11 protein-coding genes are annotated in these 15,828 nt (G+C 48.1%); 6 read left to right on the top strand and 5 right to left on the bottom strand.

What is annotated here, in order from left to right:
* The first annotated feature begins 179 nt into the window (after positions 1 to 179).
* Positions 180 to 863, top strand: a complete 684-nt coding sequence (locus tag H6F72_RS31040; RefSeq protein WP_348252519.1) for an HAD-IIB family hydrolase — start codon at positions 180 to 182, stop codon at positions 861 to 863.
* Positions 864 to 978: 115 nt separating this feature from the next.
* Here the strand turns inward: H6F72_RS31040 and H6F72_RS06635 are convergent, their stop codons facing one another.
* Entirely contained in the window at positions 979 to 1,512 is a 534-nt protein-coding gene (locus H6F72_RS06635) for a universal stress protein (RefSeq protein WP_190432997.1), read from the bottom strand.
* A 377-nt stretch (positions 1,513 to 1,889) separates the two neighbouring features.
* Between H6F72_RS06635 and H6F72_RS06630 the strand changes: the two genes are divergently transcribed.
* The 3 genes from H6F72_RS06630 (at position 1,890) to H6F72_RS06620 (ending at position 5,899) form a co-directional block, all read left to right on the top strand.
* A complete protein-coding gene (locus H6F72_RS06630; RefSeq protein WP_190432996.1) occupies positions 1,890 to 2,636 on the top strand; it encodes a hypothetical protein in 747 nt (248 codons plus the stop codon).
* 85 nt (positions 2,637 to 2,721) lie between these two features.
* Positions 2,722 to 3,366, top strand: coding sequence for a hypothetical protein (locus tag H6F72_RS06625; protein WP_190432994.1), 645 nt, complete (start codon positions 2,722 to 2,724; stop codon positions 3,364 to 3,366).
* Positions 3,367 to 3,853: 487 nt separating this feature from the next.
* On the top strand, positions 3,854 to 5,899 hold the full coding sequence (locus H6F72_RS06620; protein ID WP_190432992.1) for an ATP-binding protein: 2,046 nt from the start codon (positions 3,854 to 3,856) through the stop codon (positions 5,897 to 5,899).
* Here the strand turns inward: H6F72_RS06620 and H6F72_RS06615 are convergent.
* On the bottom strand, positions 5,896 to 6,813 hold the full coding sequence (locus tag H6F72_RS06615; RefSeq protein ID WP_190432990.1) for a UTP--glucose-1-phosphate uridylyltransferase: 918 nt from the start codon (positions 6,811 to 6,813) through the stop codon (positions 5,896 to 5,898). The two genes, H6F72_RS06620 and H6F72_RS06615, sit on opposite strands and share 4 nt — an antisense overlap.
* A gap of 325 nt (positions 6,814 to 7,138) precedes the next feature.
* Complete coding sequence (locus tag H6F72_RS06610; protein WP_190432988.1) at positions 7,139 to 7,507, bottom strand: response regulator; 369 nt, start codon at positions 7,505 to 7,507, stop codon at positions 7,139 to 7,141.
* 417 nt (positions 7,508 to 7,924) lie between these two features.
* Here H6F72_RS06610 and H6F72_RS06605 point away from each other — a divergent pair, with 417 nt between their 5' ends.
* Complete coding sequence (locus H6F72_RS06605) at positions 7,925 to 9,214, top strand: S41 family peptidase (protein WP_190432986.1); 1,290 nt, start codon at positions 7,925 to 7,927, stop codon at positions 9,212 to 9,214.
* A gap of 216 nt (positions 9,215 to 9,430) precedes the next feature.
* Positions 9,431 to 9,904: a DUF4383 domain-containing protein gene (locus tag H6F72_RS06600; protein WP_190432984.1), complete on the top strand. Its 474-nt coding sequence runs from the start codon at positions 9,431 to 9,433 to the stop codon at positions 9,902 to 9,904.
* Here H6F72_RS06600 and H6F72_RS06595 read toward each other — a convergent pair whose 3' ends face one another.
* Together H6F72_RS06595 and H6F72_RS06590 are read right to left on the bottom strand one after the other, a co-directional pair.
* Positions 9,905 to 11,710: an ATP-binding protein gene (locus H6F72_RS06595; protein WP_190432982.1), complete on the bottom strand. Its 1,806-nt coding sequence runs from the start codon at positions 11,708 to 11,710 to the stop codon at positions 9,905 to 9,907.
* Positions 11,711 to 11,813: 103 nt separating this feature from the next.
* Positions 11,814 to 15,827, bottom strand: coding sequence for a non-ribosomal peptide synthetase (locus tag H6F72_RS06590; RefSeq protein WP_190432980.1), 4,014 nt, complete (start codon positions 15,825 to 15,827; stop codon positions 11,814 to 11,816).
* Position 15,828 lies beyond the last annotated feature (1 nt).

Genomic DNA, 15,828 nt, shown 5'->3' with positions numbered 1-15,828 from the left:
ATGCCATTGAGATACATTTTGATGCACAGTTGCTTGATGTCATCGGAGTAAGCCCAAGGACGGTAAGACTCGAGAAATTGGCGACCACACTGCTGGCACTGATAGCACTGTCTGCCGCGACGGTGACCGTTTTTAGCTGTGTGAGTGGAGTGACATTGAGGACATTTCATACCTTCATTGTGCCAAAGCCAGCATTACTCTTTCAGCAACGCCCGACGGAACACTCGCTACGAAAGGTCAAGTCAGCAAAACCACGCTGGCAGCCTTGCAACGCCTCCGCGAATCTGGCCGCAAACTCATTTTATTTAGTCACAGGTAGACGGTTAGACGAGCTATTCCAGGTGCTGCCGCAGGTAGATTGGTTTGATTGTGTGGTTGCTGAGAATGGGGCTTTGCTGTACTGGCCTAACACCCGTGAAGAGCAATTGTTGGGCGATCGCCCTCCCGCAGCCTTTATCCAAGCTCTTCAAGAACGCCAAGTTGATTCCTTAGCTGTTGGTCGCGTGATTGTAGCAACTTGGAAACCCTATGAAACCACGGTATTAGAAACCATTAGAGATTTGGGGTTAGAGCTACAGATAATTCTCAATAAAGAAGCTGTAATGGTGCTGCCCTCCGGTTTAAACAAAGCGACCGGGTTGAAAGCAGCCCTAGAACGCATGGAGTTATCTCCACAGAACGTAGTCGGGTTTGGTGATGCGGAGAATGATCTCGCTTTTCTGAATATTTGCGCCCTCTCTGTAGCCGTAGCCAACGCGCTGCCGATGGTGAAAGAACAAGCGGATTGGGTGACGCAAGGCAGCCGAGGTGATGGAGTCGCTGAGGTGATTGACCAGTTACTTACTTCTGAATTGAGCATCTGAATTTAAGCGAGATGACCGCACGACTGCATTCCGACCGCGATCGCTTCACTCTACCTCCTACCTGCTGAGGCTGCCTCGGTAGAAAAACTCTTGCTCTTTTGGCAAGACAAAACTTTTAAGACAAAACTTCTACGTGTTCTGGCGATCGCTCTTGCGGACTGGGAGCGATCGCTCCTTGGGTAACTAAAACCGCACAGGGAGCGTGGTGCAGCACATAGTTACTAACGCTACCTAAAAAGAGTTCGCTCAGACCCGATCGACCTCGACGCCCCACCAGAATCAAATCTGCGCCCCAAGTTCGAGCTAAGGCACAGATGGCTCGGCCAGGACTACCAGGGCTTTGGGTAAACTCCACTCGCACACCTACATCCGCCGCTTCTTGAGCCCGCGATCGCAGCATTGCTAGCCCTTGACCTTCATAGTTTTGCCATTGCTGTTGGTATAGCTCTAAAGCTTGAGTCCGGATCATGCCAGGATAAGCGTCAAAACCTGTCAGCACTGGCAATCTAGGACTTCCTTCTTCTTCGTAAGAAAGGACGTGGAGCAACATTAGATTTGCTTCTGTCAGCTTCGCTAAGGCTAAAGCTTGTTCAAAAGCTTGGCGGCTAATGCTGGAGTGATCGATCGCAACAAGGATTCTTCGATACATATAGATCTGCTCTCCCTAACCGTAGCAAGATGTGATGTAAGTTGCGCCATAACCTTAATGTAAGCCGGATCATTGCCCCATAAGCTCAATCTCCCAAATTCTTAGTACTTGTTGGTAAAGGTGCCGCTAAAACGGGCACTCCGATCAGTGAGGCAACCTAATTGCTAGTTGAACTGGGTTAAATTTGCGGAAATCAGCCTAGGGATCAGTGCTAGGTCCATCCGTTAGGCCAGGTAATAGCGCAGCGCTTTCGGAGGAAAATGATGCTATTAACTCTTTTTCTTGGTTGAGCAGTTCGGACTGGTTGCTCAAGACCTGAACTGGGTTTCACCAGTTCAAACTCGTTACTACTGAAACTAACTCTGGGAACCGCAATCATGCCTCACAAACACAAAAACCTCTTATCCACCATTCGGGCTTTAGGCGACAAGCAGCTTACCTTGACCCAGCAAGCATCAGAAGCAAAAGAGGGAACGGTGGAACCCCAGCTTCATCAGGCTGCTGAGGAGTTTGAGCCAGGGCACCAGAAACCAGACACCGCTAGTAACGAATTGATTGCTCCGCTCCTGACGCCGTCCATTCTAGAAGAGCGTCTAGAAGCACAGTTGAGCTTAGACACAGAAACGGTTGAGACCGCCGAGACCCTCCACCTAACTGAGATTACTGCTGCAATTGAGGTAGAAGCACCCCAAGCAGATCCAGAAACGCCGCCTTCTGGGGAACTGGCGATCGCAGAGCCTAAACCAGAGGAATCTAAGTCAGAACAGCCTGTGGCGGAGGAGTCCGAGCTAGAAGCACCAGAGCCAGAAGCACCTAAACCAGAAGAGCCTGTGGCGATCGCGGCGAACTTTGAGGATCAGGTTGCAGCCACAGATACCGCAACCCCCACCGGAGAACCTGCACCACAGCAACCCGCATCTTCTGCCCCCAGCTTCCAAACTACAGCTAATCCTGAGAATGATGGCAATGCGAATGGTACCAATGACGATAATCAGGCGATCGCCCCTAACCTCGAAGCTAAAGATTTACTCAAGCGGCCAGAAGCTTTTGCACTGATTGTCTGCACCTTCTTCATAGCTATCTGGCAAACTCTCGTGGGGATTGGGCAGGAGCGGAAGCTGTAGAGTTCTGACGAACCGTAAAAGAGACATTTCACTGGGGCAAAGATCAGGTGTTGGAGATCAGTTAGAAGTTACGGAATGGCAAAGGATGTTAGATTTTCTACTTAATCTCCATTGGCTGACTATTCTCATCATTGCGATCGCTCTACTGGTTAGTGGTGGAGTGGGAGCAGCCCTTTATGCCGCGATCGCAGCCTACCGCAATCGTAAACCTGCGATCGCTCAAAGAGTAGAAACGCCTCCCCAATTCCAAGATGTTCTCGGTTCATCTTGTCCCCGCACTGAGATTCGGATTTCGGATGGGCAAAAGGAATATCAGTATGACAACTTGCGCGTGGTCCAGATTCATCTACTCAATCAAGGCACACAGGATTTTGACGAGTTTAAGTTAGGCATCTCCTTGAATCTGGACGATGCTGAGGATGGAGCAGTGCATGTCGAGGTCCGCTCAGGCGATCGCGACCACCAGGTAAAGCAACTCACCCCCTTGTCCTTTGCGGAACCACAACCCGCCTTGGATGTCGTTCTCATTCCCTTTAACCGCCAGGATTCCTACAGCTTGCGCTTGTTGCTGGCCGCTAGTGAAGACGTAGAGCTTTCTGGCAAGATTGGTTTAAGCTCACCTCACGCTATCCGCTTTGTAGACCTACCAACCGTCAAGGAAGCAGTGCAAGAAGCGGCAATGGCTACCTCACTTTCGCTAGGCCCATTCCAATTCTCCTTTGACAAATAACTCTTGCCCCTTGAATCTAGATTTTCTGAATCTATATACCAGTCCTGAATAATTTATGAAATTGGTGGATTGCTATGTGTCCTACATAAGCCACATCAGTGAGGACAGTCAGAAAAGTGTCACTTAATGGGACTAAAGCATGGGTAGAAAGACTGTACATTTACTCATGTGGGGAGTGACTCTAAAGCAAAAGCCCTTGGGGTCGAAACACGGCCAGACGCCCAAGGGCTTTTCTCATAATTGTTTTAGACACATTTTTATTATTTTTTGCTGATAAAATCAAATTAAAATTAAATCTATTAAAAGTTACATAGATAACGGCGCTTATCTATCCCTTGAGGCTACTACTTAGAAGCACCGTACACTAAACTAAGAAACTGGTGACTTAACCACACTAGCGTTAATTGCTGTTCACTACTATAAAGTCCTTGCAGGCTAGCTTTATACCGCTATGCCGCTGTCAGGTACTACCCTGGGTTGCAATGGAATGATGCAAACTGAGCCTCCAGTCAATATTCTTCTGGTCGATGACCATGTAGAAAATTTGCTAGCGCTAGAAGGAGTTCTCGCTAGTTTAGGTCAAAATTTGGTGCGAGTTTGTTCGGGTAAAGAAGCCTTGAAGTGCTTGCTGGAGCAAGACTTTGCTCTGATTTTGCTCGATATCCAAATGCCGGAAATGGATGGATTTGAGACGGCGACTCTAATTCGTAGCCGCGCGCGATCGCGCCATATCCCGATTATTTTCATGACGGCGCTCCACAACAGCGACCAGCTGGTTTACAAAGGCTATTCGGTCGGAGCAGTAGATTATTTATTCAAACCGATTGAGCCAGAAATTCTCCTCTCCAAGGTAGCTGCCTTTGTAGAGCTGTTTCAGAAGACTGCTCAGATCCAACGGCAAGCAGACCAATTAGAAGCTGTAAACGCTGAACTGCGCACGAGCCAAGCACGGTTGCAAAACTTCTTAGACCATGCCAATGATTTAATCCATATCATGTCTCCGTCTGGGGAGTTGCTCTATGTCAACCCCGCATGGAAACATACGTTGGGTTATGACGAAGCGGACCTCAACAACTTAGCCATAGACATTGTGCATCCGCAAAGCCGAGGACGATGGCTAGAAGCAATCTACTGGGTGCAGGCAAAACCCGCTACCCGCAGCTTGGAAATCACATTTTTGGGTAAAGAGGGACGAGAAGTTATAGTTGAAGGCACCTTGAGCAGCCGATTTGAAGCAGATCAGCTCAAGGCAATTCACTGTATCTTTCACGATATTACGCAACGCAAGCAGGCCGAGCGATCGCTACGCCAGTATACTGCTCAGTTGCATCAAGTCCTCGACTTTAATGACATGCTCAAGCGCATCACCGATAAGTTGCGGGATAGCTTGGATGAAGGACAAATTTTAGCTACTGTTGTGCAGGAGTTAGCTCTAGTACTAGGCGTAAATCGTTGCCAAGCAGCTCTGTACGATCTGACCCAACAAACTGCGACGATCGCTTATGAATACACTGCCTCTATGTTTTCAGAGCAAGGCTCTGTGATCGAGATGGCCTATTTCCCTGAATATGAGCAACTCCAAGAAGGGCAATCCCTACAGTTGTGCAACTTAATCCCCCATCCGATTCAAGGGCGAGTTGCCATGCTGGCTTGCGCGATCGTGGATGACCAAGGAGTATTAGGAGATCTACGCTTGGTCAATGACAAAGACTATCCTTTTAGAGATTTAGAATTACATTTAGTGCAGCAAGTAGCCAACCAATGCGCGATCGCTATTCGCCAAGCGCGGCTCTATCAGGCGGCTCAGGCCCAAGTGGCAGCCCTAGAAAGACTCAATGGTCTCAAGGATGACTTTTTAAGCACCATATCCCATGAGTTACGCACTCCTATCTCCAACATCAAAATGGCAACTCAGATGTTGAAGATGACTTTAGAGCCGCTAGAGATACCACCATCAGCAGATTTAGAGCGTTATTTCCAGATTTTGCAGAGCGAATGTGAACAAGAAATTAGCTTAATTAATGACCTGCTAGACTTGTCCCGCCTAGATGCTGATGCAGAACCCTTACTATTAACCAGCATCAAACTTAGTACTTGGGTGCCGCATGTAGCAGAAACTTTTATGGAACGGGCTCATACTCAACAGCAGCAAATCCAGGTTGATCTCCCTGATGATCTCCCTGCTCTCACTACAGACCTGATTGATTTAGAGCGCGTCTTGTCGGAGTTGCTTGGTAACGCCTGTAAATACACCCCCCCAGGTGAGCAGATTAAAATCTCCGCCGAGGCTACCCCCGAACGGTTACAGCTACATATCAGCAATTCTGGGGTGGAGATCCCAGTGGAGGAATGCGATCGCATTTTTGATAAGTTCTACCGCATCCCCAACAACGATCCCTGGAAGTATAGCGGTACTGGCTTAGGCTTAGCGTTAGTCAAGAAACGGGTCGAACGGTTAGGCGCGACCATCCACGTCGCTAGTGAAGCCGCACAGACGCGATTTAGTATTGAGTTTCCCTTGCCCACTTCCTAAGGCTGCCGAAACTCAATTAGGGCTTGGCGGTATGCGTCTGGTAATCCTGTATCAAACGATCGCCCTTGCACCATATAGCCCATCATGCCTAACTCTTGCCGCAGCCGCTCTAGGCCAGAGGTGAGCTGAAATTCATTGCGATCGCGTAAATTGCCTCGGATCTGCTCTTCCAGGTAGTCAAAAATTTGTGGTGGCAGCACATACATGCCGAAAATAGATAGCAATTGATCCGGGTCCATGCCAGGTATATGTAGATGTTGCCGCGCATACTCTACCTCTGGCTTTTCCACCAACTGAGTCACGTCTAGCAATACCTGTGGCTCCTGCCACGTACCTGTCACACATCCTCTATGGCTAATCTCGGCGGCTGGGGTCACTTCCAGACTAATGACACTCTTGCCGCAGCGCTCGAACATAGCCAACATCTGAGCCGCACAGGAGACCTCCAAATCAGACTTGTAGACGTGATCACCTAAGAGCAGCAGAAACGGCTCATCCTGTACCCAGTCTTTGGCACAGAAGACCGCATGACCGAAGCCCTCTTGCTGCTCCTGGGTCAAAATTGTGATGCGATCGCCTACCTCCTGAAGATAGTCCAAGTAAGGGCCCTGTTTCGCCACTAGTTTCTGGAAATAATCTCCCTCGGGTGGTGCTTTAAAGAAGGTTTCAAACAGCTCGCGATCGCTGGGCTGCACCACAATCCCGACCGATTCAATCCCAGCACTAAGCGCTTCTTCTACGATCGCCAAAATCACAGGCTTGGCTCGCCCTTCAGCGTCAATAATCGGAAATAGCTCCTTCTTAACTGCCTTGGTAGCGGGAAAGAGACGTGTACCAAAGCCTGCGGCTGGAATCACAGCCTTACGCACAGAAGGGGAACTAGAGAGCTGAGGAACGGCGATCGCTGGAAGCATGGGTGAGGACGCTCGCGAAGATATTGATCACAGCATTGGGCTTTTCAACTAGGCGTGCTTCTGGGATTTCTCTAGAAAAGCAATAAAAGAGTCTTTAACACATAGTCAAAGACTCTCGTTGAGGAATATAAACATGAATAAAATTTAGCCCTTCTAATTTTGCCTGTCTTGTATCTAGAGTTACGAATAGTAGCTGTCGCAATCCACCTCTTTAGGTAGACCCTGGTTTAAGTTTCAAGGCAGGTTATATTTGACAGGTTTCGTGGGGTGAGCAACCAACGGTGCCCCTCTCACTGATCAATAGCCCAGAGCAGTCATAGTTTAGCTAGTTAAGGCTCAGCTCCACCTCAATCGCTTGGATGATCGCTTCTAGCTTGATGGGCTTAGTCAGGTAAGAACGCACCCCCATCCTCAACGCTCTTTGTTTCTCCCGATAAAAAGCATAGGCCGTTACGACCACCACAGGCAAAGCATGCCACTGCGACTGTTGTAGTTCTTGAAGCAGCGTGAATCCATCCACTTGAGGTAGCCTTAGATCTAAGATGAGTAAGTCTGGTTGAAACTCAGTCACCGTTTCCAAGAAATCAATGCCGTCACACAGACTTAGGACTTGATATCCTTGCGACTCTAAAAAATCTTGGGTGAACAGACGGTGGATTTCGTTATCTTCTACAAGAAGAATCCGTTTACTCATAAACTAGATCCTAGATAGGGGGGTTGACCGTATTCTCTATTATTTCTTGGCCTTTTCTATTCACCTCATCGGCGCTCTAGTCCAAATTCTAAAATTGCATAGCTGACAGTCTAGTCCCTAAATTTCTTCTTAAGGTAGCAAACCTGAGCCAGTCAAATCAGTTTTTGCCCTAGCCGAGAATATTTAGCTACCAACAAAAGTGCTTCATTAGAAGCCAGAATTATCAGCTTTTGTCAGAGCCAGAACCTAGTGGGCAGTAATGCCAAACCACTTCAGCATTGCCAAAGCTAAGCATTCACATCACTCATCTCTGCGAGCTTTTGCTATTAAAAACTAATGTAGAAAAGCAGAGCTTAATTAGGCTAGTGATAAGACCAGTCTCAATTAAAGAACAATTGATTTGCGGAAGTTTTTCCAATGTCTAGCCTGCACCAAAAATCGCTTAAGAATTTACACCGCTGGCTTGCTTTAGCGATTACAAGTGTTACAGGTTTACTTTTAGTTGCCCTACTCGTCTTACCAGCAGTTTCCAGACTAGCAGACCCTAAAAGTGCAGTGTTTGAACAAGCTTGGCAGACAGTCAATCAAAACTTTTACGATCGCAGGTTTAATGGCGTGGACTGGCAGGCAATTCGCGATCGCTACAGGCCCTTAGTAGCGCAAGCCAGCTCGATGGAAGCAGCCGCTGTCGTGATCAATCAGATGTTGTCTGAGTTGCAGACTTCTCATACGCAGTTTTACACTCGCTCCGAACCTGCTTACTACCAACTTTTAGGCATCTTTCAATCTGATAGTTTGTGGAGACAACTGAGAAAGTTCTTCCCAGATGGCAAGGTGGAATATCCTGGCATTGGCATTTTCACCCAAGAGCTGAACGGTCAAACTTTTATCAGCGCTATCCTCAATGGCAGCCCTGCGGAGAAGGCAGGCTTGAAGGTGGGCGATCGCTTACTCAGTGTCGAGGGCCGTCCTTACCAACCAATCCAATCTTTTGTCGGCAAGGTAGGGCAAGGAGTCAAAGTCTCCATTCAGCGCACCTCGGATGCGGCTAGCACTCAAACAATTACCGTTACTCCCAAATCTCTAGATCCCACCAAGCTTTTTTTAGAAGCGATGCAGGCGAGCACGGAGATGATTGAGCAAGAGAATCAGCGAATTGGCTATGTGCATATTTGGTCTTATGCGGGCGATCGCTACCAAGAGGAATTAAAGCGATCGCTAATCTATGGCGATTTGAGAACAGCAGACGGATTAATTTTAGACTTGCGAGAGGGTTGGGGTGGTGCTATCCCGGAATATCTCAACTTCTTTACTGCCAAGACTCCAACCCTGACTCAAGTTGAACGCGATGGCACCAAAACTGACCTCAATTACCGTTGGAGCAAGCCAGTCGTTATGTTGGTCAACCAACGCTCTAGAAGTGGTAAAGAGATTTTGGCTTATGGCTTTCAGAAATACAACATTGGAGCCGTGATTGGTAGCCAAACTCCAGGAGCTGTGGTGGGAGGTCGCCCATTTCTGATGCAGGATGGTAGCCTACTATATCTAGCTGTGGTAGATGTGTTTGTCAACGGAGAACGGCTTGAAGGGAGAGGCGTGAAGCCAGATATAGAAGTGCCATTCCAGTTAGCTTATGCTCAAGGCGCAGACCCACAAAAACAGAAGGCGATCGCGGTTTTAGTACAAGCATTGCAGCCGTCAAAGTAATTACTGAGCTTCAGGGTGGGGGCGATTCGCTTGAAAATCGCAGCATCAAAATATTTGGAGCGTATTGCTAAACACAGCGTCTTGATACATCCAAACAAGCCCTAAGAAGAAGATTCATAAGTGTTTGATGATTATGCTTAACCGTTAAGGCTTTGCCGATTTTGCGTCTTTTTAGACCACGTTAGACCACAGTTTTAGACAATAGGAATCTCAACAATGAAATCTCGGAAACCAGGACAGTATTTCGCCTTGGTGATAGGTATCCTTTTTCTGCTAATTGGCATTATGGGATTTATCCCAGCCTTGGTGAAAGAACCTACAGTGTCAGCCGATGCGGCGAATCTTGGCTTTAGTGGCGGATATGGCGATCTATTAGGTTTATTCCCGATTAACTTCTTGCACAATATCGTTCATCTGACTGTAGGATTTCTAGGAATTCTAGCTTCTATCTCCTTAGGCAGCTCCCGTCTCTACAGTGGCGCGCTGGCCCTATTCTATGGATTGCTCACCATTCTGGGTCTGATTCCCGCTACTCAATCCACTTTGGGCTTTATCCCTATCTTTGGTAATGAGATTTGGCTGCATGCCTCTACCGCTGCGATCGCAACTTACTTTGGCTTCATCGCCACACCCAATTTAGCAGAACTTACCGAGAAGAAACTCTCTGAGAGAAGCGCCAGCAGCAATTAATCATTCATTCCTGCTTGGGTGATTGGGCAGTTGCACTGTAAAGGTTGTCCAACCACCCCTACTCTCTACTTCGACTGTGCCTTGGAGTTGCTCTACTAAACGCTTTACCAGGGATAAGCCTAAACCTGTCCCTCCTTGCTTCCAGCGATCAGCATGAGGAATCCGGTAGAACTTGTCGAAGATACGAGGTAATTGCTCAGCGGGAATTTCTGCTTGATTCCGTACCGTGAAGGTAGTCACAGCACTAGTCGCTCGAACTTGCAGAATAATCTCTCCATCTGCTGCTGTGTACTTATAGGCGTTATGCAGCAGTTCTACTAGCAACCGCTCTAAGCTACCTTGGTCAATGATAAAAACTGGCAATGAGATGGGGAGATCTAACTGAAGGGTTTGTCGGTGGGCTTTAGCTTTCAGTTGCAGGGACGTGATGAGGTTAGGCAGCCAGGTAGAGAGATTGATTGCTTCCGGCACAAAGTTGCTCTGGAGGTTACTCTCTAGACGTTGTAAGTCTAGAAGGTCATTAATTAGAGCCGCTTCGCGATCGCATTCTCCTTGCAAGACCTTAAGATATTTCTCCCGTTGTTCAGGAGTGCTAGCAATTTGGAGCAGTTGAGACGCCATTTTGATGTTTGCTAAAGGAGTGCGGAGTTCGTGAGAAACCGTACTTAAGAAATCATCCTTGAGCAAATTGAGTTTTGCTAGTTCCTCAACCTGGGCTTGGGCTGTTTGGTAGAGCCGAGCTTGCCGAATCGCAATAGCGCATTGGTCAGCAATCTGCTGCACCAGGTTCACCTCAGCTTCCTGGAAGGCTCGCTCTCCGTCGCTAAAGCACCACAGATCACCAATGACACCCTCATGGTCAGCAATGGGACAAGCTAGAATCGCTACTTGACTTCGAGCGGGGTCAGTCGTTATTTCACAAAACTGAAAAGTTTGAGCTTGCTGAAGCTGACTGTAACCATCCGGAAAGGCTGCCATCTGGATTACTTGCCCTACTACAGAAGGCGTCAAGACACCAGGAGCACTATATTGATAGCAAACGGTAGAAGTGCCTGTTTGCAGGTCATACATAGCAGTATCACAAGCACGCAAGTGCAGCCCAATGGCTAATTCCTGCACCGCAGTTTGCAAAATCTGGCTTTCATCTAAGCTTTCTCGCACTTTGTCCCGAATTCGCTTCAGACTGGCTTCAAAGAGCGATCGCTGCATCAGTTCTGCATTCAGCTTTTTGACTTGTCTCTCTCCCTGCTTGCGAGCAGTAATATCGCGCAGCAGCCAACGTAGCATGATTGGCCTTGCCCAGTTGTCTCGCACGACTGCAACTGTCGTTGCTACATCTAAGGGCTGTCCTCGGCGAGGTTGTAGCCGCATCTCCCACTCTTGCTGGGTAGGCTCTTGCTGCAATCTTTGTAACCTGAGACGAAAAATAGCTCGCTCTGATTCAGCAATAAAGACAGATAATGGCTTACGAATCAGAGATATCTTAGGCAAATTGAGTAACGCGATCGCCGCTTCGTTCACTTCCTGAATTTGGCCGCTGACATCTGTGACAATATAGCTGTCTGGAGCAAATTCAAATAATTCTTGATACCGTTGGCGCTCCTGGTCAATTAAGTCACGAGTAATTTGCAACTCTTCATTTTGCTGTACCAGTTCCGCTTCTGCAACTTGCAGTTCTTCTAGGGCTGTTAACAGTTGTTCGTAGATCAGTAAAGGGTCTAAGTACTCTGAGTTCTTATCTTCAGTGAAATGGCTACTTGACTGCCTAAGTGTCTTAATTTTCTTGATGAATTCCTCTAAATTCATGTATCCTCAGACACTTTTAGCTTAATAAATTTATCAGTCTGATCGCTAAATCTAATAACTATTCTAATCTGAACTACTAAATCAACGAGCTTTTGGACTACACCTACTTAAGATAGGTGCGCAATTGTTCAGCCAAAACCTGTACGTGAGGTTGCTTCAAGATTGAGAAGTGGTCGCCAGGAATGACATGAGTTTTTATCTCGGTTGTAGTTAAACTGTGCCAGCCGAGAAAATCATCTTTGGCTTGGCTCAATGGTTTTGAGCTTTTAAACTGTGAGCTTTTGAACAACGTAATCGGACCCGAATAAATTCGAGGAATATAGCGTTGTACTGCCTGACTGTTGGCATAAAAGATGCGGAGCATGGGGCTTAGCGCCAATTCTTTGAGGAGTCGCAGTTGCGAGTCAGGAGGAAGCCTAGAGGGAGCAGCCCTCAGAGTCTTTGATCGAATCTGGTTGAGGCGCGATCGCCTTTTCCAAAAAGTCTTCGATAGAGAAGCGATCAGGAGACGGAAATAGTCTAGCCCAAAAGAAGGGAGAGATTTCAGGACAGTCGTGATCAGAAATCGCCAACTCTCTCCAAAAGACGGTTGATTCCTAGGAATAGGAGCGAGGGTATCGAGTAATGCTAGCAGCGCCACTTCATGACCTGCTTGCCGCAGTTGTTGGGCCATTTCAAACGCTACCAAGCCTCCGAAAGACCATCCTCCTAGATAATAGGGGCCTTGCGGCTGTACGGCTCGAATCGCCTGGATGTAATGGCTCGCCATCTGCTCAATACTCCTGAGCGGCGGCTGTTGACCATCTAACCCAAAAGGTTGCAGTCCATAAAAAGGTTGCTCAGTTCCCATCCGGCGGGCTAACTCAGCATAAGGCAGTACCATCCCCATTACAGGATGGATACAGAAGAAAGGAGGCTTAGTACCCGCAGGTTGCAACGGTACGAGAGGCGACCAAGCTGGAGATTTTGGGCTTGATAGTTGTTTCGCCAGTTGCTCCACCGTCGGAGCCAAAAACAACATCGATAAAGGTAAAGATTGCTCAAATTGTTGTTGAACTTGCTCCATCAGGCGTAGCGCCAAAAACGAGTCTCCCCCCAGTGCAAAGAAATTGTCATCAATGCCAACCTGCTCCAAGTGCAACACCTCAGCCCAAATATTGGCCAATTTCTTCTCAAGCAGAGTGCGAGGAGCAGTCATAGACTCTCCCAACCGGAGATCTGCCAGTTCAGGCATCGGTAACGCAGCTCGATCTACTTTCCCGTTCGGCGTGAGCGGCAGAGTTTCTAGCAAGACAAACGTGGCGGGAATCAGATAACTCGGCAGACGCGATCGCAAAAACTTCCGTAACTCCTCCAATCTGACAGACTGTTGTTGCCGAGGAACGATATAGGCCACTAAAAACAGATCACCGGATGTGTCCTGGCGGGCAATCGCAACTGCCACCTGAACTGCTTCATGCTGCTGGAGCACAGCCTCAATTTCACCCAACTCAACCCGAAAACCCCGTAACTTCACCTGGGTATCCGCTCGCCCTAAAAACTCAATATTGCCATCAGGGAGATACCGAGCGCGATCGCCAGTTTTGTAGAGAGGTGTGTTCGCTGCAAGCGTTTCCGCAGAGGGGAGAGAGAGAGAAACAAAACGCTCAGCAGTTAGGTCAGGTCGATTGAGATAGCCACGGGCAACGCCGATGCCAGCAATGTACAACTCACCAACAACACCGATGGGAACAGGTTGGAGATGAGTATCCAGAATGTAGATTTGAGTATTGGCGATCGGACGACCGATGGTAGGTTTAGCGCTATCTACAGTCAACTCAGCCACAGTGGCCCAAATAGTCACTTCAGTGGGGCCATAGGCATTAAAAAACTGTCGTCCTTGCGCCCAGCGTTTAACAATGCTACTAGAACAAGCTTCTCCTGCCGAGATTAGAACTTGCAGAGCGGGCAGAGGTTCTGCGGGCAAAACAGATAAGACACTGGGAGGTAGAGTGGCATGGGTAATCGCATGATGACGGAGAAATTGGAGTAAATCTGCTCCAGGTAGCAAAGATGTCTGGGGCGCTAGGTAGAGCGTGGCTCCATTAATTAAAGCCATGAGGATCTCAAAGGCGGCAGCATCGAAACTCAGGGAGGCAAATTGCAAAATGCGGCTATCGAGTTTGGGACGGAAGATCTGTCTTTGCGCTTCTACCAAATTGCTCAACCCGCGATGCTCGACTAAGACCCCTTTGGGCTGGCCTGTAGAACCCGAAGTGTAGATGACATAAGCCAAATTGTTAGCCGTAATCTGGTTAACCAGGTTGGTTTGGTTTTGTTGCGCGATCGCTCTCTGCGCCTGATCTAAACAAACCACCTGCAGCAACTCACTATCAAACAGATGCAAATGAGAAGATTGCGTGACTAAAATTTTGACTTCAGCATCTACTAGCATGAACTGCAAGCGATCGCGTGGGTAGCCAGGGTCGAGCGGCAGATAAGCGCCACCCGCCTTCCAGATGGCTAACAGACTAATCACCATTTCTGGGGAGCGATCGACACAGAGACCCACCAAAACTTCTGCCCCTACACCTAACTCCTGCAAGTAGTGAGCTAATTGATTGGCCCGTTGATTGAGTTCTTGATAGGTAAGGCGCTGATTTTGGTAGGTAAGAGCAATGGCATCTGGCGTTTGCTGAACTTGCGCTTCAAAGAGTTGGTGAGCACAGAGAGGCGCAACCTCATGAGTCACTGTTTGACTCCACTTGTGCAAAAGCTGATGACGTTCTCTCGAAGACAGAATAGGTAGATGAGCAATCTGTTGTTTTGGATCAGCTACAATCCCTGTTAGCAAGGTTTGGAAGTGCGCTAGTAGGTGAGTCATGGTCGCTGGCTCAAACAAGTCAGTGCTGTAGATTGCCGTACAGGTGAGCCGATCGAGAGATTTATAGACGTGGAATTCCAGATCAACGCGAGCCGTTTCTGTTTCTACAGGCAAACTGCTGAGCACTAATCCAGGGAGTTCCAGCTTGGCAACTGGAGTATTTTGGAGCGTGAAAACCACCTGAAAGAGAGGATTTCGACTCAAATCGCGTTCTGGCTGCAATTCCTCAACCAACTTCTCAAAAGGCACCTCTTGATGAGCATAGGCAGCCAACGTCATTTGACGAACTCGTTCTAGTAGCTCATCAAACATAGGATTACCAGAGAGGTCAATCCGTAATACTAAACTGTTGACGAAGAATCCAATTAAATTTTCTAATTCGGTGCGGTTGCGGTTGGCGATCGCTGAACCCACCACGATATCTGTTTGCCCTGTATAGCGGTACAACAGCGTCTGAAATGCAGCAAGCAGCGTCATAAAGAGGGATACGCCCGCGCGATCGCTCAAGCTCTCTAAGGCTGAGGTTAGTTTGGGTGATAGCTCTAGCTGTTGGGCAGCTCCTCGGTAGCTAGGCGTGACTGGACGGGGATAATCCGTAGGTAACTGCAATTCTGGGAGATTTTGAAGCTGTTGTCGCCAATAAGAGAGCTGAGATGCTAATACCTCGCCTTGCAGATATTCTCGCTGCCAATGGGCAAAGTCGGCATATTGAATGGGTAACTCTGGCAAAGGAGATGGTTGGCGCTTGAGAAAAGCAGGATAGAGCGTCGTCAACTCTCGAATCAATACCGCGATCGACCAACCATCCGCCACGATATGGTGAAAATTTAGCAACAAGATATAGTCGGCTGCATCAAGTTGCAATAACTGCGCTTGGAACAATGGCCCTATCGTGAGATCAAAGGAACGTCGGGCTGCCTCTTGGACAATTCGCTGGGCTGCTTCGGTACGGGCGATCGCGGGAATCGCGCGTAAATCTACTACAGGTAGAGATAACTGGAAACTAGGGCTGATGATTTGAGCCAGTTCGCCCTCTACTACTGCAAAGGTAGTCCGGAGAACTTCATGGCGGTGCCCAATCTCCTGAAGCGCTTGCTCTAATGCTCCTATGTGCAAGTTTCCTTGCAAGCGAATTGCAGCCAAGACATTATAAAAAGGATTTTCTGGGACGAGCTGATGTAGAAACCACAATCGCTGCTGAGCAAATGACGCCGGAAAGACGAACAATTCTTCCTGGCTGTTACTAGCTGTCACC

Origin of the sequence: Trichocoleus sp. FACHB-46 (genome assembly GCF_014695385.1) — a bacterium.
GTDB lineage: Bacteria > Cyanobacteriota > Cyanobacteriia > FACHB-46 > FACHB-46 > Trichocoleus.
This window is presented reverse-complemented; position numbering and strand designations above follow the sequence as displayed.

Coding starts and splice junctions, on each gene's coding strand:
- H6F72_RS06635 (WP_190432997.1), bottom strand. CDS start 1,512: ATGTATCGAAGAATCCTTGTTGCGATCGATCACTCCAGCATTAGCCGC.
- H6F72_RS06620 (WP_190432992.1), top strand. CDS start 3,854: ATGATGCAAACTGAGCCTCCAGTCAATATTCTTCTGGTCGATGACCAT.
- H6F72_RS06630 (WP_190432996.1), top strand. CDS start 1,890: ATGCCTCACAAACACAAAAACCTCTTATCCACCATTCGGGCTTTAGGC.
- H6F72_RS06625 (WP_190432994.1), top strand. CDS start 2,722: ATGTTAGATTTTCTACTTAATCTCCATTGGCTGACTATTCTCATCATT.
- H6F72_RS06610 (WP_190432988.1), bottom strand. CDS start 7,507: ATGAGTAAACGGATTCTTCTTGTAGAAGATAACGAAATCCACCGTCTG.
- H6F72_RS06595 (WP_190432982.1), bottom strand. CDS start 11,710: ATGAATTTAGAGGAATTCATCAAGAAAATTAAGACACTTAGGCAGTCA.
- H6F72_RS06600 (WP_190432984.1), top strand. CDS start 9,431: ATGAAATCTCGGAAACCAGGACAGTATTTCGCCTTGGTGATAGGTATC.
- H6F72_RS06615 (WP_190432990.1), bottom strand. CDS start 6,813: ATGCTTCCAGCGATCGCCGTTCCTCAGCTCTCTAGTTCCCCTTCTGTG.
- H6F72_RS06605 (WP_190432986.1), top strand. CDS start 7,925: ATGTCTAGCCTGCACCAAAAATCGCTTAAGAATTTACACCGCTGGCTT.